Raw genomic sequence first — 17022 nt, 5'->3', positions numbered from 1 at the left:
ATCATGAAGATCCACAAGTACGACACCGTCATCGTCGGCGCCGGCGGCGCGGGCATGCGCGCGGCCATCGAGTCCACCAAGCGCAGCCGCACCGCGGTCCTGACCAAGCTCTACCCCACCCGCTCCCACACGGGCGCCGCGCAGGGCGGCATGGCCGCCGCGCTGGCCAACGTGGAGGAGGACAACTGGGAGTGGCACACCTTCGACACGGTCAAGGGCGGTGACTACCTGGTCGACCAGGACGCCGCCGAGATCCTGGCGAAGGAGGCCATCGACGCCGTCCTCGACCTGGAGAAGATGGGCCTGCCGTTCAACCGGACGCCCGACGGCACGATCGACCAGCGCCGGTTCGGCGGTCACTCCCGCAACCACGGCGAGGCGCCGGTCCGCCGCTCCTGCTACGCGGCCGACCGCACCGGCCACATGATCCTCCAGACGCTGTACCAGAACTGCGTCAAGGAGGGCGTGGAGTTCTTCAACGAGTTCTACGTCCTGGACCAGCTGATCACCGAGGTCGACGGCGTCAAGAAGTCGTCCGGCGTGGTCGCCTACGAGCTGGCCACCGGCGAGATCCACATCTTCCAGGCGAAGGCGGTCATCTACGCCTCCGGCGGCACCGGCAAGTTCTTCCGGGTGACGTCCAACGCCCACACGCTGACCGGTGACGGACAGGCGGCGGTCTACCGGCGCGGCCTGCCGCTGGAGGACATGGAGTTCTTCCAGTTCCACCCGACCGGCATCTGGCGCATGGGCATCCTGCTGACGGAGGGCGCCCGCGGTGAGGGCGGCATCCTCCGCAACAAGGACGGCGAGCGCTTCATGGAGAAGTACGCGCCGGTCATGAAGGACCTCGCCTCCCGTGACGTCGTCTCGCGCTCCATCTACACGGAGATCCGGGAGGGCCGCGGCTGCGGTCCCGAGGGCGACCACGTCTACCTCGACCTCACCCACCTCCCGCCGGAGCAGCTGGACGCCAAGCTCCCGGACATCACCGAGTTCGCGCGGACCTACCTCGGTATCGAGCCGTACACGGACCCGATCCCGATCCAGCCCACCGCGCACTACGCCATGGGCGGCATCCCGACGAACGTCGAGGGTGAGGTCCTGATCGACAACACCACGGTCGTCCCGGGCCTGTACGCGGCCGGCGAGGTCGCCTGCGTGTCGGTGCACGGCGCCAACCGCCTGGGCACCAACAGCCTGCTGGACATCAACGTGTTCGGCCGCCGGGCGGGCATCGCGGCCGCCGACTACAGCCACACCGTGGACTACACGGACCTGCCGGAGGACCCGGCCGGTTTCGTCGTCTCGCAGATCGAGCGGCTGCGCACCTCGACGGGCAACGAGCGGGTCGCCACGCTCCGCCGGGAGCTGCAGGACACGATGGACGCCAACGTCATGGTGTTCCGTACCGAGCAGACCATCAAGACGGCCGTGGAGAAGATCGCGGAGCTGCGCGAGCGCTACCGCAACGTCTCGATCCAGGACAAGGGCAAGCGGTTCAACACCGACCTGCTGGAGGCCATCGAGCTGGGCAACCTGCTGGACCTGGCCGAGGTCATGGCGGTCTCCGCGCTGGCCCGCAAGGAGTCGCGCGGCGGTCACTACCGCGAGGACTACCCCAACCGCGACGACGTCAACTTCATGCGCCACACGATGGCGTACCGCGAGGTGGGCGACGACGGCACGGAGTCCATCCGTCTCGATTACAAGCCGGTCGTCCAGACCCGCTACCAGCCGATGGAGCGTAAGTACTGATGGCAACCCCCGTTCTGGACAAGGCGGACGAGGCCGGCCGGCCGGAGCCCGGCTTCGCCGACTCCCCGTACATCACGGTCACCTTCCGGATCCGCCGCTTCAACCCCGAGGTCTCCGCGGACGCCGTCTGGGAGGACTTCCAGCTGGAGATCGACCCGAAGGAGCGTGTGCTCGACGGTCTCCACAAGATCAAGTGGGACGTCGACGGCACGCTGACCTTCCGCCGTTCCTGCGCGCACGGCATCTGCGGCTCGGACGCGATGCGGATCAACGGCAAGAACCGCCTCGCCTGCAAGACGCTGATCAAGGACATCAACCCCGAGAAGCCGATCACGGTCGAGCCCATCAAGGGCCTGACGGTCCTCAAGGACCTGGTCGTCGACATGGAGCCGTTCTTCCAGGCGTACCGGGACGTGATGCCGTTCCTCATCACGAACGACACCAACGAGCCGACGCGCGAGCGGCTGCAGACCGCCGAGGACCGCGAGCGCTTCGACGACACCACGAAGTGCATCCTGTGCGCCGCGTGCACCTCGTCCTGCCCGGTCTTCTGGAACGACGGGCAGTACTTCGGCCCGGCCGCGATCGTCAACGCGCACCGCTTCATCTTCGACTCGCGTGACGACGCGGGCGAGCAGCGCCTGGAGATCCTCAACGACCGCGACGGCGTGTGGCGCTGCCGCACGACCTTCAACTGCACGGACGCCTGCCCGCGCGGTATCGAGGTCACCAAGGCGATCCAGGAGGTGAAGCGGGCGCTCATCACGCGCCGCTTCTGACCTGCGCCGCCCCGCCGCGGGCCCCGTCTCCCCCACCCGGGGAGGCGGGGCCCGCTCCGTTCGGGGCCGGCACCGCCGCGGCGGCCTCATCCCGCGGCGGGCCTGCGCCACTCGCGGGCACCGGCCGCGCGCATCAGGGCGAGGGCCGGATCCGACGGGCCCGACACCAGCGGGTGGACGAGTTCGACGTACCGGATCTGGCCGCTCAGGGACCTGCGCAGCTGCCGGAGGCTGCGCGCGCCGAAGGAGACGGCGCTGCGGCGGTCCACGACGCCCGCCGTGAGGGCCAGTTCCTCGACGCCCACCTTGCACTCGGTCGAGGCGGTCTCCCGGCAGGCGTGGATCCCGACGTCGCCCTGCCACAGGCCGAGGACCACCTTGTAGGTCACCGAGCACCCGAGGTAGGTCGCCACGGCCAGATGCCGGCCCGGCTCGTGGGTGCCCGGCCCGTCCAGCCCGAGCCGCTCCGCGACGTCGGCGAAGGCCGTCCGTACCTCGCCGAAGAAGGCCTCTGTCCCCGGAGTCATGTCCGCCCCCTGTGCGTGCGCCGTGCCGAGCGCCCAGAGTAGCGACGCGGCGGGCGCCGTCTCGGCCCATTGAGTGACCCCGCGGTCAGCCCGCCGGGCAAGCGACATCTCCGCACCTAATCTGATCGCATGTCAGATGACGAGTCGTACGAACTGCTCGGTTTCGACCATGTTCTGCTCCCCGTCGGGGACCTCGCGGACGCCGTCGCCTTCTACGAGCGGGCCGGGTTCACGGTCGGGTTCCGGTTCGACGAGGGCGGCATCGCCCAGCTGAAGGTCGGCGGCGAGACGCCCGGCATCCTGCTGCGGGCCGAGGCGGGGCTCGGCCGGCGCACGCCGGTGTGGGCCGCGCCGCGGCTGTGGCTGGAGGTGCCGGACGCCCGGGTGGCGGCGCGGCGGCTGACGGAGGCCGGGATCGCCGTGCTCGACGCGCCGTTCTCCGTCGCCACCGGATGGACCGTCGAGATCGCCGACCCGTGGGGCAACGTCCTCGGTTTCACCGACTACGGCAAGCGGCCGGAGCTGGCCCGCCGGACGTGAACGCGGTCACCCCGCAGACGAGTTGAACACGTTCAAAAGTAGGTCTACAGTCATCCCTGTCAGCGTTTTGAACGCGTTCAAGAAGGGGTGGGGCATGGACCGCACGGTCATCACCTACGTGATCTACCTGCTCGTCAGCATCGGACTGACCATCTGGGTGGCCCGCACGCTCAGCCGCAACGGACGGATCTTCCTCTCCGACGTGCTGCACGGCAACGAACAGCTCGCCGAGGCCGTCAACCACCTCCTGGTGGTCGGCTTCTACCTCGTCAACCTCGGCTTCGTCGCGCTGTACCTGCACACCAGCGACACCGTCGAGGACACCCGGGGCATCTTCGAGGCCCTGTCGACCAAGCTCGGCGTCGTCCTGCTGGTGCTCGGCGTGATGCACCTCGGCAACGTGTACGTCCTCAACCGGATACGGCGCCGCGGGGTCATGGAGAAGGAACAGCTGCCGCCCGTCCCGCCGCAGGGCTGGACCGCACCGGCGGCCGGGGCGTGAGCACCGTGCCGGTCACCGGCGACCGGGACGCCACGCGCGTCCCGGTCCGCGGGCTCACCGTCCTGTACGACGCCGAGTGCTCGCTCTGCACCCACCTGCGGGGCTGGCTCGTCCGGCAGCCGCAGCTGGTGCCGCTCACCCTGCTCCCGGCGGCCTCGGACGAGGCCCGCGCCCGCTTCCCCGGCCTCGACCACTCCGCCACCCTCGACGAGGTCACCGTCGTCGGCGACTCGGGCCAGGTCTACCGGGAGACGGCCGCCTGGATCGTGGTCCTGTGGGCGCTGCGGGAGCACCGGCCGCTGGCCCACAGGCTGAGCACACCGGCCGGAGCCCGGCTGGCCCGGGGCGCGGTGCTCGCCGCCGCCCGGTGGCGTGGCGCCCAGTGGGGCGGCCGGGTCTACCGGCGCGGCGACGGCTGGACGTACGACCCGGGGCTCGGCTGGACGTACGACCCCCCGGGCTGTGCGGGCGACGCCTGCGCCACTGGTTAGGCTCTGTCCGTGTCCGCGAAGAACGACGGTCCCGTCGAGGCCGGTACGCCGAGCAAGTCCGAGCAGACCCGCGCCCTGATCCTGGAGACGGCGATGCGGCTGTTCCGGGAGCGCGGCTACGAGAAGACCACGATGCGGGCCATCGCGACGGAGGCCGGGGTCTCCGTCGGCAACGCGTACTACTACTTCGCCGGCAAGGAGCACCTGATCCAGGGCTTCTACGACCAGCTCGCTGCCGAGCACCGGGTGGCGGTCCGCGAGGTCCTGGACCGGGAGACCGACCTGGAGGCGCGGCTCGCGGGCGTCCTCAAGGTCTGGCTGGACATCGCCCTGCCGTACCACGAGTTCGCGGTCCACTTCTTCAAGAACGCCGCCGACCCCGACAGCCCGCTCAGCCCGTTCTCGCCGGAGAGCGAGCACGCGCGCGCGGAGGCGATCAGCGTGCACCGGGAGGTGCTGGCCGGTGCGAAGACCAAGGTCGCGCCCGAACTCCGGGACGTCCTGCCCGAGCTGATGTGGCTCTCGCAGATGGGCCTGGTCCTGTACTGGATCTTCGACAGGACCGAGGGCCGGGAACGCAGCTACCGGCTCGCCGAACGCGGGGCCCGGCTGACCGCGCGAGGCGTCTCCCTCGCGCGGTTCCGGGTGCTGCGGCCGCTCGTGCTGGAGGTGCACGAGCTGTTCACCGACTTCCTGCCGGGCATGACCCGGGTGCTGCCGGACCCGGCGGCACAGGCGCGCCGCGCTACGTGACGGCGTCCACCTCGTCGCCGGTCAGCTCCACGTCGTACACCAGCGGCCCCTCCGTCACCGTCAGGTGCCGGGCCTTGGAGCCGTACGACGGCGACGTCACCGCCAGCAGGTAGGCGCCCGGCGCCGGGACGGACACGATGTAGGAGCCGTCGGCCAGGGCCGTGACGCGGTCCAGCTGGCGGCCGCCCGTGGACATCAGGGTCACCGAGGCGTCCTCGACCGGGTCGCCGTCCGCCGTGCGGACGAACCCGTGGACCGCCGTGGCCGGACCGGACGGAACGGACGGAGCCTGCGGCGCGGCGGCCGCGGGCTCCTCCTGCGGCTCCACCGCGAGGTGCGGGAGCCGCCGCTCCAGCCAGCCGGGCAGCCACCAGTTCGACGTGCCGAACAGGTGCATCGCCGCCGGGACCAGCGCGGTGCGGAGGATGAACGCGTCGAGCGCCACCGCCGCCGCCAGGCCCACGCCCGCCATCGCCGCGCCCGAGTCGCCGCTCAGCACGAAGGCCAGGAAGACGCAGACCATGATCAGGGCCGCGCTGTTGATGACCCGGCTGGTCTCGGCGAGGCCCACCCGGACCGCCCGCGCGTTGTCCCTGGTGTGCACCCACTCCTCGTGCATCCGGCTCACCAGGAACACCTGGTAGTCCATCGAGAGGCCGAAGAGCAGGGACAGCATGATGACGGGGAGGAAGGCGTTGATCGGGCCTTCCTTGCCGAGGCCCAGCAGGTCCAGGCCCCAGCCCCACTGGAACACCGCGACCAGCACGCCGAAGGAGGCCGCCGCGGCGATCAGGTTCATCACCGCGGCGGTCAGCGGGACCACCAGGGAGCGGAAGGCGACCAGCAGGAGCAGGAAGCCGAGGCCGATGATCGTGGCGACGAACAGCGGCAGCCGGTCGCCGGTCACCGCGGCGAAGTCCTTGGAGACCGCCGTCACGCCGCCCACATGGGCGTCCGCGCCCGCCTTCGGGATCACCCGGTCCCGGAGGGTGTCGATGAGGTCGTCGGTCTCCTTGGACTGCGGCGAGGTGGTCGGGACGACCTGGATCACGGTCACGCCCCGCGCGGGCGGCAGCGCGGCGGCCCGGGCGACTCCGGAGGTCGCCCGGATGTCCTCGACGAGCGTCGCCGTGTCACCGCCCGCGCTGACCACCTGGAGCGGTCCGTTGAAGCCGGGTCCGAAGCCCTCGGCGAGCAGGTCGTAGGCCTTCCTGGTGGTCGTGGCCGCGTCGTCGTTGCCCTGGTCGGTGGCGCCCAGGCGCAGCGAGAGCACCGGGACGGCGAGGACCGCCATGACGACCACGGCGAGCGCGGCGATCCGCCTCGGGCGCTTCTCCACGTTCGCCGACCAGCGGGCCGCCAGGCCGCTCGCCCGCTCCGGCGCGGGGCCCTCGGCGGCCAGCCGGCGGCGCTGGCGGCGGCTGAGGACGCGCGGGCCGAGGAAGCCCAGCAGGGCGGGGAGCAGGGTGACGGCGGCCAGGACGCTGAGCACCACCGTCAGGGAGGTGCCGATGACCACGCCGTCCAGGAAGCGGAGCCGGGTGACCAGCATGCCGGCCAGCGCGATGCAGACCGTGCCGCCCGCGAACAGCACCGCCCGGCCCGAGGTGTTGAGGGCGGTAACCGCCGCCTCCTCGGGGTCCATGCCGCGCAGGATGCCCCGGCGGTGCCGGGTGACGATGAACAGGGCGTAGTCGATGCCGACGCCGAGGCCGATCAGGGACGCGAGCAGCGGGGCGATGTCGGGGATGTTCGTGGTGTGGCTCAGCAGCTGGGTGGAGAACAGGCCCATGCCGACACCGAAGACGGCGATCGCGATCGGGAGGGTCATCGCGAAGAACGAGCCGAACGCCAGGAAGAGCACGACGGCCGCCGCGACGATGCCGACCATCTCGGACAGGCCCTGCGGCGGCTCCTGGACGCGCTGGATCGCCTGGCCGCCCAACTCGATCTCCAGTCCGCCGCGTTCGGCGCCCTGGGCGGTGTCGAGCACCTGCTGGACGACGTCCTTCGGGATCTCGTTCGCGCGCTGGACGAAGGTGAGCTGGGCGTAGGCGATGGTGCCGTCCCGGCTGATCTGCGCGGCGCCCCCGGGGCCGTCGTAGGGGCCGGCGACCGCGCCGACGCCCCGCACCTTCGCGATGGCGTCGAGGGCCGGCTGCACGCGGTCGCGGACCGCGGCGTCCCGGACGGAGCCCCGGTCGGCCTTCCAGACCACGGTGTCCGTGTCGCCCGAGGTGTTCGGGAAGGCCTTCTGCATCAGGTCGTAGGCGCTCTTGGAGTCCGTGTCCGGGAGGGAGAAGACGTTCGCGTAGTCCGTGCCCGCCGACGAGGCCGAGAAGCCCACGCCGAACAGCGCCCCCACCCACACCAACAGGACCACCAGCCGGTGCCGATAGCACCACCGTGCCAATGCCGTCACGCTCAACAGCTCCTTGAATCAGATGAGTTCGGTCGGTCGGTCCCCCAGGTCCTGGGCACCAGGATTGGCGGCGGGACCCGCGCGGGGACACGGGGCGCGCATGACTCTCAAGGAACTCCAAAGCTGTGCGCCCCCCGCCGTCGGCACCCGTGCGGATACTGGGGACATGACGGCTCCAGGCAGCACCGTGCTGGTCGTGGAGGACGAGCCGAGCATCGCGGACGTCCTCGCCATCGCCCTGCGCTACCACCGGTTCGAGGTGATGACCGCCGGCACGGTCCGGGACGCCCTCGCGCTGGCCGAACGCACCCGCCCCGACGCCGCCCTGCTGGACGTGATGCTGCCGGACGGGGACGGCCGGGCCCTGGCCCGTGAACTGCGCGCCCGGCAACCGGACCTGGCGCTGGTCTTCCTGACCGCCCGGGACGCGCCGGCCGAGATAGTCGGCGCGCTCGGCTACGGCGACGACTACATCACCAAGCCGTTCAACATCGACGAGGTCGTCGCGCGGATCGGGGCGGTGCTGCGCCGCACCCGTCCGGCCGACGTCATCCAGCAGCGCCCGCCGCTGCGCTACGGCGACCTCGAACTGGACGAGACGACGTACTCGGTGCACCGGGCCGGCCGCTCGGTCGAGCTGACCCCGACCGAGTACGCGCTGCTGCGCTTCCTGGTGCGCAACGGCGGCCGGATCGTCCCCAAGGACCAACTCCTGCGGCACGTCTGGCAGTACGAGCACGCGCCGTCCGAGTCGACCGTCGTGGAGACCTACATCAGCTATCTGCGGCGCAAACTGGACGCCCTGGGCGCGCCGGTGATCACCACCCGGCGGGGCGTCGGGTACGGGCTGGCATGAAGGTCGCGAAGCGGCACCGCCACCGGCACGGCATGCACTCGCTGCGCGGCAAGCTGACCCTCGCCAACGTCGGCCTGCTCGCCGTCGGCATCGTGGCGGCCACCACGGTCAGCATCATGGGCATGCGGCTGTACCTCCTGGACCAGGTCGACTCCTCCCTGCTCAAGATGCGCACCTCGCTGGGCAGTTCGGGCCTCACCCTGCGCCAGGTCGACTCGCTCGGCACGCTCGGGGTGATCCGCGACCGGGTGGTGCCCTCGGAGTCCGACCCGGCACCGGGCTCGATCTTCGCCGTGGTCGACGGCAGGGGCGGCGCCGTCGAGGTGTTCGACATGGCGCCGACCCAGGCCCAGCGCGGGCTGGCGGCCGCCGTGCACGACCCGCGCGCCCTCGCCGCGGGCACCGAACCGGGCGACGTCACCGTGCACGGCGCGATGTACCGGGTGACGGCGACCCGGCTCGCCGACGGCCCCTACATCCTGCTGGCGACCTCGACCGAGCTGCTGCACGAGGGCATCGCCAAGGCGCTCCGGCTCGACTTCGCGGTCGGCGCGCTGCTGCTGGCGCTGCTGGCCTGTCTGACCATGTTCAGCTCGCGGCGCTGCCTGCTGCCGCTGGAGGGCATGGTGGAGACGTCGTCGGCGATCGCCGAGGGCGACCTGACCCGGCGGGTGCCCTCCAGCCGGCATCCCACGGAGGAGGTCGAGCAGCTGCGCCTCGCCCTCAACTCGATGCTGCACCAGGTGGAGACGGCGTACCGGACCCGTGAGCGCAGCGCGGCCCAGCTGCGCCGGTTCGTCGCCGACGCCTCGCACGAGCTGCGCACGCCGCTCGCCGCCATCCGCGGCTACCTCCAGCTCTACGACAAGGGGATGCTGCGCGAGCCCGGGGAGCGGCGGCGGGCCTGGGACCGGATGCACGGCGAGGTGGACCGGATGGGACGGCTCGTCGACGAACTGCTGCTGCTGGCGCGGCTCGACCAGCGGCCCGAGATCCGGTTCCGGAACGTCGACGTGAGCCGGCTGGTCCGGGACGCGGCGGAGGACCTGCGGGCCCAGCAGCCGGCGCGGCGGGTCGCGGTGAGCGCCGAGGGGGCGGTCCTGGTCCGGGCCGACGAGTCGGGTCTGCGGCAGGTGCTGGGGAACCTGGTGGCCAACGTCCGTACCCACACACCGGTGGACGCGGCGGTACGGCTGGGGGTGGAGCGGTCGGACGGGGTGGTGCGGGTGTGCGTCGCCGACGAGGGGCCGGGGCTGGCGGAGGAGGACGCGGCGCGGATCTTCGACCGGTTCTTCCGGGTGGGCAGCGCGGAGGGCAGCGGGCTCGGGATGGCGATCGTGCAGGGCGTGGTGGACGCGCACGGCGGCGAGGTGTGGGTGCGGACGGCGCCCGGTCGGGGCCTGGCCGTCACCGTGTCCCTGCGGTCCGCCTGAGCGCGGCGGTTTCCGCCGCCCGGACGCGCCGCACCCCACGACCGCCTGCCTGTCGGGGCGGTGCGTGGGGTGCGGGGTGCGGGTCCGTCAGATCCAGTCCAGGCTCCACAGGCGGAACAGGCCGGTGCTGTCCGTGAGGTACTGGGTGCCGCCGACGTCCTCGATGCTGACGACGTAGTCCGTGCGCTGCCAGAGCGGGATCAGCGGCACGTCGTTGGCCACGTCCGTCTGGATGGTGCGGAAGTCCGCGTCGACGCGGGCCCGGTCGGCGTACCGCTGGCTGTCCTTGATGAGCCCGTCGACGGCCTGGTTGCTGTAGCCGGTGCTCATCGTGGAGTCGCTGCCGACCAGGGAGGCGCCGAAGGTGTCCGGGTCCGGGTAGTCGGCGACCCAGCCGACCGCCCAGGCGTCCATCTTGCCGGTGGCCCAGGACTTCTGGAAGTCGGTCCACTCGTATCCCTTGACGTCGACCTTGAACAGGCCGCCCGCCTCCAGCTGCTTCTTCAGCGCGGCGGCCTCCTCGGCTCCGGCGCCGTGGCCGATGCCGTAGCCGAAGGTGAACTCGACCGGGGTGCTGACGCCGGCCTGCTCCAGCAGCGCCTTCGCCTTGGCGACGCTCTGCGAGGGGTAGGAGTCGAAGAAGGACGTGGTGTGGCCCGTGAGACCGGTCGGGATCAGCGAGTACAGCGGCTCCACCGTCCCGTCGTACACGCCTGCGGCCAGCTCCTCGCGGTTGACCAGCCAGGCCAGTGCGCGCCGGACCAGGACGTCGTGCAGGGCCGAGTTCTTGCGGGTGTTGAAGTACAGGTTGCGGGTCTCGGCGCTGTCGGACTCCGAGACGCGCTGGTCGGGGTCGCTCGGCGAGAGCTTGGAGACCATGTCCGGCGGCAGCGTCCGGGTGGCGACGTCGATCTCCTTCGCCTTGTAGGCGCTGCTGAGCTTGGCCGAGTCCTTGTAGTAGTCCAGGGTGATGGGCCGGCCGGTGCCGTCGAGGCCGCCCTTGTAGGCGCCGTTGGGCTGGAGGTCGGCCCGCTTGCCCTGGGTGTAGGACGTCAGGCGGTACGGGCCGGTGCCGTCCACCGAGTCGCCGGTGCGCAGGCTGTCCGCCGGGTAGCTGTCCTTGTCCACGATCGAACCGGCGCCGGTCGCCACCTTGAACGGGAACGTGGCGTCCGGGGACGCCAGGTGGAAGGTCACGGTCTTGCCGGAGGCGGTGACCGAGGACAGCGTCGAGAACAGCGAGGACGGACCGACGTCGGAGTTGATCTTCTTGACGCGGTCGAAGGAGAACTTCACGTCCTCGGCGGTCATCTCCCGGCCGCTCGGGAAGGTGATCCCGTCCCGCAGCACGCACCGGTACGTCTGCAGACCGGTGTCGGTGAAGTCGCACTTCTGCGCCGCGTCCGGGACCGGCTGGACGCCGCCCGGCTCGAAGGTCAGCAGCGACTGGAAGACGTTGTTGAACAGAGCCCAGGATCCGGCGTCGTAGGCGCCGGCCGGGTCGAGCGAGGTGACGGCGTCGGTCGTACCGACGATGATCGTCTTGTTCTTGTCGCCCTGCGACGGCAGTAGCTGCCAGCCGCCGATCCCCACGATCGCCAGGACGAGAAGCGTCACGAGAATCCGCATGCGAACAGATCGCACGGTGGTGCCCTCCCCAGGACCCGCACGGGCCCGTTCCAGGCCCTGCCCAGGCCCTCCACAAGTGCCACTCCCCTAAGTGACGCGGCTCACCTAACCACAGGTGTTTCATGTGGGGGAAGAGTGATCGGACCAGATGAGAAAGAACTTACCGAGCGCCTGTTTCTCCCGTATTTCACAGCGCCCGCACAGGCACCCGGCGTTCACGCCCGCTTCGACGCCAGTTCGACGACCGTGATGTCCGAGGGCGCGCCGACGCGGGTGGGCGGCCCCCAGGCGCCGGCGCCCCGGGAGACGTACAGCTGGGTGTCGCCGTAGCGGTCGAGGCCGGCGACGGTCGGGTTGGCGGCGGCCGCCACGAGGTCGCCGGGCCAGAGCTGGCCGCCGTGGGTGTGGCCGGAGAGCTGCAGGTCGACGTGGTGGCGGACGGCCTCGTGGATCTGGACGGGCTGGTGGGCGAGGAGCACGCAGGCGCGGGCCGGGTCGCGGTCGCCGAGCGCCCGGTCGAAGTCGGGGCCCTGGCCGGAGCTCTCGCCCGCGATGTCGTTCACCCCGGCCAGGTCGAAGCCGGCCAGTTCGGTCCTGGCGTTCTGCAGCGGCCGCAGGCCGAGCCGGCGCACCTCCGCCACCCACTGCTCGGCACCGGAGAAGTACTCGTGGTTGCCGGTGACGAAGTAGGCGCCGTGCCGTGCCGACAGCCCGGCGAGCGGGGCGGCGGCGGGGCCGAGGTCCTTGACGCTGCCGTCGACGAGGTCGCCGACGACCGCGATCAGGTCGGGCTGCGTGGCGTTGATCGTGTCCACCACCCGCTGGGCGAAGCCGCGGCCGAGGACCGGACCGAGGTGGATGTCGCTCACCACGGCGATGCGGTAACCGTGGGCGGACCGGGGGAGCTTGGCGAGGGGGACGGTGACGCGTCTCACCGCGGGGCCGCGCAGGACGCCGTAGGTGCCCAGGCCGACGGTGGCGACCGCGGCGGTGGCGGCCGCGCCGCCGACGAACCGGGAGACCACGAGACGGCGGGACGGGTTTGTATTACTTGGGGCGGTTTCGGTAGGTTGCGACGGTTGTTCGTCGCGGACCTCCGCGGCGCGGCTCTCCGCCTCCTTGGCGGGGCACTCCGTACCGGGATGTCCGGGAGCGGGCCGCTCGGGAGAGAGGCGTCGCCACAGGCGGGTGACCACGGGCCGGACGGCCTCCCCCGCCACCACCGCCAGCAGCAGGTACAGCGACAGGGCCATCCACAGGAAGCCCGGCCAGGCCAGGGTCCGCTGGAGGGCGAAGGGGGCGTGGCCGACCTCGGCGAACAGCGCCGCGAACATCAGGACCGGGCCGACGACGAAGACGGCCGTGCCGGTCCGCCGGGCCGCCCCCGGGCCCGACGTCGTGTCCCGCACCAGGCGGCGCCACAGGTACCCGTACAGGCCCGCCACCACGGCCAGGGCGAGGAGCGCGAAGACGATGATCACCCCGGGGTGCCTCTCCCTATGACGTACGGCGCAGTGCGCGCACTCCGCGCAACCCGATGCCCCCGATGACCGTCCCCAATACGAAGGAAACGACGGCCAGCGTCAGGTGGACCCAGAAGTACGCGGTCGGACGGCCGTCGTCGAAGGCCAGCCCGCTGCCGTCCTTGACCAAGTTCTTGACGAAAGTGATCCAGATGAACCAAGACCACACTCCGAACGCGAGCAGGAACCAGGACACCGGGCGGCTGAGCTTCATGGGTCCAGTATCGCCGTCGGCTGTCCGGTTCCGTGCCCGGGGTGGGGTCGGCGGCGGGACTTCGCCGTCCGTGCCGGGTACGTTCTCGTCCGTGCCCGCACCGAAGTCCCCGGCCGGCCGGTCCCTGCTGGTCGCCTCCGCCGCCCTGCTGTCCCTGTCGCTCACCGCGCCGGCCGCGCTCGCCGCGCCCACGCCCTCGACCAGTCCGTCGGCCACGCCGCCGGCGCGCATGTCGTCGGTCGGCGGCGCCCGGCTGGGACAGCCCGGCACCCAGGTCGATCCGGCCGCCGGCGCCCCGGTGCTGCCGAAGGACCTCACGGCCCGTTCCTGGATCGTCTCCGACGCCGAGTCCGGCGAGGTGCTGGCCGCGCACAACGCGCACTGGCGGCTGCCCCCGGCGAGCACCCTGAAGATGCTGTTCGCGGACACCGTGCTGCCGAGGTTCCCGAAGTCGACCCCGCACAAGGTGGCGGCGACCGACCTCGCGGGCATGGGCGCGGGCTCCAGCCTGGTGGGGATAAAGGAGGGCCAGACCTACACGGTCCACGACCTGTGGCTCGGCGTCTTCCTGCGCTCCGGCAACGACGCCGTGCACGTGCTGTCCGCGATGAACGGCGGTGTCGGGCGGACCGTCGAGGACATGCAGGCGCACGCCGACGACCTCCAGGCGCTGGACACGCACGTGGTGAGTCCGGACGGGTACGACGCCCCCGGACAGGTGTCCTCGGCGTACGACCTGTCGCTGTTCGCCCGCTCCGGACTGCAGAAGAAGGACTTCCGGGAGTACTGCTCGACCGTGCGGGCCGCGTTCCCGGGCGAGACGACGAAGAACGCCAAGGGCAAGTCGGTGCGGGAGTCCTTCGAGATCCAGAACACCAACCGGCTGCTGAGCGGCGACACCGACGTGCCGGTCTACCAGGGCATCGCGGGGGTGAAGAACGGCAACACCACCAACGCGGGCGCCACCTTCACCGGGGTCGCGGAGCGGGGCGGCAAGGTGCTGCTGGTCACCGTCATGAACCCGGAGAAGAAGGAGCACAACGAGGTCTACAAGGAGACCGCGCAGCTCTTCGACTGGGGCTTCCAGGCGGCCGGCAAGGTGACCCCGGTGGGCGAACTGGTCCCGCCGAAGGGAACCGCGGACACCGGTGCGCGGACCGGGGCGAGCCCGTCCTCCTCCGCGCCCGCCACCGGTTCCGGCAAGGACTCCGGGTCGTCCCCGGTGGCCGCCGCCTCCGCCGACGGCTCCGGCGGGGTCGGGATCGCGCTGGGGATCGCGGGCGGCGTGGTGGTGCTGCTGGTGGGCGCGGCGTTCCTGGTCAACCGCCGTTGGCCGCTGCCGGATCTGGTACGCCGGCGGCCTCGTCCGTGATCTCCTCGCCGCTCTCGGTGGCCGTCCAGGCGGCGCAGAACAGAACGAGTTTCGAGGTGAAGTTGATCCACAGCAGCAGGGCGACCGGCACGCCGAACGCGCCGTACATGCTCTTCGTGGCCACGCCCTGGATGTAGCCGCTGAGCAGCAGTTTGAGGAGTTCGAAGCCGACCGCGCCGATCAGCGCCGCGACCAGCAGGCGGCGGCGCGACGGCTCCACCCCGGGCAGCAGGGTGAGGACGTAGAGCAGGACCAGGAAGTCGGCGACCACCGCGACGAGGAACGCGATGATCCGCAGCAGCAGGCTGCCCCAGCTGTGCTGGTCGATGCCGAACTGCCCCGCCGTCCAGCCGACCGCCGCCGAGGCGACCGTGGACACGGCGAGGGTGATCAGCAGGGCGCCGCCGAGGCCGATCAGGATGCCGGCGTCCTTGCCCTTGGCGACGATCGGGTTCTGCTCCTTGTCGGGCAGCTCCCACACCGTGCGCAGGCAGTCCCGCATCTGGCCGACCCAGCCGATGCCGGTGAACAGCAGCAGGGCACCGGCGATGAGGCCGACGGTCCCGGCGTTCTGCACCAGCGAGTTGATGTCCAGCTGGTCGGAGATGCCGGGGAACTGGTCGGCGATCTTGCCTTCCAGGGTGTGCTGCCGTGACTCGCTGAGCGTGGCGGCGGCGACCGCGGCGGCCACGGTCAGCAGGGGGAAGAGCGAGATGAAGCTGATGAACGTCATGGCGGCGGCGAGCCGGGTCCATTTCACCCGGTCCAGCCGCTCGTACGACCGCCACGCGTGCGTCTGCATCAGCCACCCGACGAGCGGGCCTACGACGGGAAGCTTTCTCAGCCAGTCCATGATCCGACTCTGCCCTCCGCACGGAATACCAATGTACGGGTACCCCAGAAGCGCAGAACTGTGGCGAGCGCCATGCCGACGACCGCGCCGGAGACGGTGTCGGCACGCTGCGAGGTGAGACCGAGGCCGTAGTGGCTGACGGCGAGGCAGAGCAGCTGGACCAGGGCGCCGGCGAGGTTCACCGCCACGAAGACGGCGAACGCGCGCACCCCGGGCAGGCGCGCGCCCCGGTAGGTGCCGCGCGCGTTGCCGAGGTAGGCGACCGTGCAGCCGGCCAGGAAGGACAGGGACTTGGCGGTGAGCGGGTCCAGGCCGGCCGGCCCGCGCAGCCAGCTGAAGAGGGAGAGGTCCGTGGCGTAGGCGAGCAGGCCGACGGCAGCGAACCCGATCAGCTCGCGCTGGTGAGCGCTCACCAGTGGGCCACCGCGAGCCCGTACATCGCGAGCCAGGCCAGGCCGATCAGGGCGAGGGCGCGGTCGCGCAGGACGACGTCCTCGGGTTCGCCCGCGGTGCCCCGGTCGGCGAAGACGGCGTAGCGCAGGATCGCCAGGATGAAGGCGACCATGGACAGCTGACGCCACGGCAGCAGGCCCGGCGCCGGGGTGCGGTGGCCCTCAAGGGCCCACAGGCAGTAGGCGAGGACGGCGACGCCGGCGGCGAGCTGCCAGACGAAGCGGAGGTAGCCGGTGGTGTATTCGGTGAGCAGCGCGCGCGTGGCGCCCGCCTTGCCGGCCAGCTGGACGGCCTCGGAGTAGCGCTTGGCCGCCACCATGAAGAGCGCGCCGAAGCCGGTGGTGATCAGGAACCAGCGGGACAGCGGGATGCCGAGCGCGACCCCGCCGATCACCGCCCGCATCAGGAATCCGGTGGTGACGACGACGAGGTCGACGACCAGGACGTGCTTCAGCAGGACGCAGTACGCCAGCTGCATGCCGAGGTAGGCGATCAGCAGGGCCGCGACCAGCGGCGGGGTCAGCCAGGCCGCGAGCGCCGGTCCGAGGACGGCCAGCACGCCTCCGGCCGCGTAGGCGACGGGGACGGGGAGCGTGCCGGCGGCGACCGGGCGGCGGCACTTGGTGGGATGGGCGCGGTCGGCGTCCGCGTCGCGGGCGTCGTTGATCAGGTAGACGGCGGCGGCACAGGCCGTGAAGAGGGCGAAGGTGAGGCCGAGGGTCGCGAGCGCGGGCACGGAGAAGAGCCGGCCGGCGGCGGCCGGTGCGGCGATGACGAGGGTGTTCTTGACCCACTGCTTGGGCCGGGTGGTCCTGAGCAGGCCCAGGAGGAGGCCGCCGGGGGTGACGCGGACGCGTGCCGGTCCGTGCGGCCGGGCGGAGTGGGCGCGCTGCTCGCGCAGATTCGTTTCCGCAATC

At 71.5% G+C, this 17022-nt stretch carries 17 protein-coding genes; 9 read left to right on the top strand and 8 right to left on the bottom strand.

The genetic code is table 11. The features are described 5' to 3' along the window. Positions 1-3: 3 nt before the first annotated feature. Together sdhA and ACIQOE_RS15850 are read left to right on the top strand one after the other, a co-directional pair. On the top strand, positions 4-1758 hold the full coding sequence (gene sdhA, locus ACIQOE_RS15855) for a succinate dehydrogenase flavoprotein subunit (RefSeq protein ID WP_351318446.1): 1755 nt from the start codon (positions 4-6) through the stop codon (positions 1756-1758). Next, a complete protein-coding gene (locus ACIQOE_RS15850; RefSeq protein WP_351318444.1) occupies positions 1758-2537 on the top strand; it encodes a succinate dehydrogenase iron-sulfur subunit in 780 nt (259 codons plus the stop codon). The genes sdhA and ACIQOE_RS15850 overlap by 1 nt, the downstream gene beginning before the upstream one ends. 86 nt (positions 2538-2623) lie before the next feature. Here the strand turns inward: ACIQOE_RS15850 and ACIQOE_RS15845 are convergent, their stop codons facing one another. Continuing rightward, complete coding sequence (locus tag ACIQOE_RS15845; protein ID WP_399012389.1) at positions 2624-3064, bottom strand: hypothetical protein; 441 nt, start codon at positions 3062-3064, stop codon at positions 2624-2626. Between the two features lie 129 nt (positions 3065-3193). Here ACIQOE_RS15845 and ACIQOE_RS15840 point away from each other — a divergent pair, with 129 nt between their 5' ends. The 4 genes from ACIQOE_RS15840 to ACIQOE_RS15825 all read left to right on the top strand — a co-directional run bounded on the left by ACIQOE_RS15840 (position 3194) and on the right by ACIQOE_RS15825 (position 5350). Continuing rightward, a complete protein-coding gene (locus ACIQOE_RS15840; protein ID WP_401411950.1) occupies positions 3194-3604 on the top strand; it encodes a VOC family protein in 411 nt (136 codons plus the stop codon). A gap of 94 nt (positions 3605-3698) precedes the next feature. After that, positions 3699-4106 carry a hypothetical protein gene (locus ACIQOE_RS15835; RefSeq protein WP_365554663.1) on the top strand — a complete coding sequence of 136 codons (408 nt, stop codon included), beginning with the start codon at positions 3699-3701 and terminating at the stop codon, positions 4104-4106. After that, a complete protein-coding gene (locus ACIQOE_RS15830) occupies positions 4103-4597 on the top strand; it encodes a thiol-disulfide oxidoreductase DCC family protein (protein ID WP_399012390.1) in 495 nt (164 codons plus the stop codon). The genes ACIQOE_RS15835 and ACIQOE_RS15830 overlap by 4 nt, the downstream gene beginning before the upstream one ends. Before the next feature lie 9 nt (positions 4598-4606). Next, entirely contained in the window at positions 4607-5350 is a 744-nt protein-coding gene (locus ACIQOE_RS15825; protein WP_351318435.1) for a TetR family transcriptional regulator, read from the top strand. Here ACIQOE_RS15825 and ACIQOE_RS15820 read toward each other — a convergent pair. Continuing rightward, positions 5343-7763 carry an MMPL family transporter gene (locus ACIQOE_RS15820; protein WP_401412528.1) on the bottom strand — a complete coding sequence of 807 codons (2421 nt, stop codon included), beginning with the start codon at positions 7761-7763 and terminating at the stop codon, positions 5343-5345. The two genes, ACIQOE_RS15825 and ACIQOE_RS15820, sit on opposite strands and share 8 nt — an antisense overlap. A gap of 175 nt (positions 7764-7938) precedes the next feature. Between ACIQOE_RS15820 and ACIQOE_RS15815 the strand changes: the two genes are divergently transcribed. After that, positions 7939-8628: a response regulator transcription factor gene (locus ACIQOE_RS15815; RefSeq protein WP_351318433.1), complete on the top strand. Its 690-nt coding sequence runs from the start codon at positions 7939-7941 to the stop codon at positions 8626-8628. Further along, the gene (locus ACIQOE_RS15810; RefSeq protein WP_351318431.1) at positions 8625-10061 is read left to right on the top strand and encodes a HAMP domain-containing sensor histidine kinase; all 1437 of its coding nucleotides are present in this window, start codon (positions 8625-8627) and stop codon (positions 10059-10061) included. Before ACIQOE_RS15815 ends, ACIQOE_RS15810 begins: the two co-directional genes overlap by 4 nt. Before the next feature lie 87 nt (positions 10062-10148). Here the strand turns inward: ACIQOE_RS15810 and ACIQOE_RS15805 are convergent, their stop codons facing one another. The 3 genes from ACIQOE_RS15805 to ACIQOE_RS15795 form a co-directional block, all read right to left on the bottom strand. Beyond that, positions 10149-11690 carry an ABC transporter substrate-binding protein gene (locus ACIQOE_RS15805; protein WP_365554670.1) on the bottom strand — a complete coding sequence of 514 codons (1542 nt, stop codon included), beginning with the start codon at positions 11688-11690 and terminating at the stop codon, positions 10149-10151. Between the two features lie 215 nt (positions 11691-11905). Continuing rightward, positions 11906-13171 (bottom strand): metallophosphoesterase, encoded by a 1266-nt coding sequence (locus tag ACIQOE_RS15800; protein ID WP_401411946.1) that lies wholly within the window; start codon positions 13169-13171, stop codon positions 11906-11908. A gap of 16 nt (positions 13172-13187) precedes the next feature. Beyond that, positions 13188-13427 carry an SCO4848 family membrane protein gene (locus ACIQOE_RS15795; RefSeq protein WP_351318425.1) on the bottom strand — a complete coding sequence of 80 codons (240 nt, stop codon included), beginning with the start codon at positions 13425-13427 and terminating at the stop codon, positions 13188-13190. 91 nt (positions 13428-13518) lie between these two features. On the opposite strand from ACIQOE_RS15795, the gene ACIQOE_RS15790 reads away from it, so the two are divergent. Continuing rightward, entirely contained in the window at positions 13519-14799 is a 1281-nt protein-coding gene (locus ACIQOE_RS15790; protein ID WP_401411944.1) for a D-alanyl-D-alanine carboxypeptidase family protein, read from the top strand. On the opposite strand, the gene ACIQOE_RS15785 is transcribed toward ACIQOE_RS15790, so the two are convergent. The 3 genes from ACIQOE_RS15785 to ACIQOE_RS15775 are packed head-to-tail and all read right to left on the bottom strand — an operon-like array spanning position 14747 to position 17021. Further along, positions 14747-15652 (bottom strand): YihY/virulence factor BrkB family protein, encoded by a 906-nt coding sequence (locus tag ACIQOE_RS15785; protein WP_351318421.1) that lies wholly within the window; start codon positions 15650-15652, stop codon positions 14747-14749. The genes ACIQOE_RS15790 and ACIQOE_RS15785 overlap by 53 nt on opposite strands. Next, a complete protein-coding gene (locus ACIQOE_RS15780) occupies positions 15640-16065 on the bottom strand; it encodes a GtrA family protein (protein ID WP_351318419.1) in 426 nt (141 codons plus the stop codon). The genes ACIQOE_RS15785 and ACIQOE_RS15780 overlap by 13 nt, the downstream gene beginning before the upstream one ends. Next, complete coding sequence (locus ACIQOE_RS15775) at positions 16062-17021, bottom strand: decaprenyl-phosphate phosphoribosyltransferase (protein ID WP_401412526.1); 960 nt, start codon at positions 17019-17021, stop codon at positions 16062-16064. Before ACIQOE_RS15775 ends, ACIQOE_RS15780 begins: the two co-directional genes overlap by 4 nt. Position 17022 lies beyond the last annotated feature (1 nt).

The sequence above is a fragment of the Streptomyces sp. NPDC091282 genome (genome assembly GCF_044757385.1).
Lineage (GTDB): Bacteria > Actinomycetota > Actinomycetes > Streptomycetales > Streptomycetaceae > Streptomyces > Streptomyces gramineus.
Note: the sequence above shows the minus strand (reverse complement) of the source record. Positions and strands in the feature narration are given on the sequence as shown.

Excerpts from the sequence above, each read along its gene's own strand:
- sdhA (WP_351318446.1), top strand. The coding sequence starts at position 4 with ATGAAGATCCACAAGTACGACACCGTCATCGTCGGCGCCGGCGGCGCG.
- ACIQOE_RS15850 (WP_351318444.1), top strand. The coding sequence starts at position 1,758 with ATGGCAACCCCCGTTCTGGACAAGGCGGACGAGGCCGGCCGGCCGGAG.
- ACIQOE_RS15845 (WP_399012389.1), bottom strand. The coding sequence starts at position 3,064 with ATGACTCCGGGGACAGAGGCCTTCTTCGGCGAGGTACGGACGGCCTTC.
- ACIQOE_RS15840 (WP_401411950.1), top strand. The coding sequence starts at position 3,194 with ATGTCAGATGACGAGTCGTACGAACTGCTCGGTTTCGACCATGTTCTG.
- ACIQOE_RS15835 (WP_365554663.1), top strand. The coding sequence starts at position 3,699 with ATGGACCGCACGGTCATCACCTACGTGATCTACCTGCTCGTCAGCATC.
- ACIQOE_RS15815 (WP_351318433.1), top strand. The coding sequence starts at position 7,939 with ATGACGGCTCCAGGCAGCACCGTGCTGGTCGTGGAGGACGAGCCGAGC.
- ACIQOE_RS15810 (WP_351318431.1), top strand. The coding sequence starts at position 8,625 with ATGAAGGTCGCGAAGCGGCACCGCCACCGGCACGGCATGCACTCGCTG.
- ACIQOE_RS15805 (WP_365554670.1), bottom strand. The coding sequence starts at position 11,690 with ATGCGGATTCTCGTGACGCTTCTCGTCCTGGCGATCGTGGGGATCGGC.
- ACIQOE_RS15795 (WP_351318425.1), bottom strand. The coding sequence starts at position 13,427 with ATGAAGCTCAGCCGCCCGGTGTCCTGGTTCCTGCTCGCGTTCGGAGTG.
- ACIQOE_RS15785 (WP_351318421.1), bottom strand. The coding sequence starts at position 15,652 with ATGGACTGGCTGAGAAAGCTTCCCGTCGTAGGCCCGCTCGTCGGGTGG.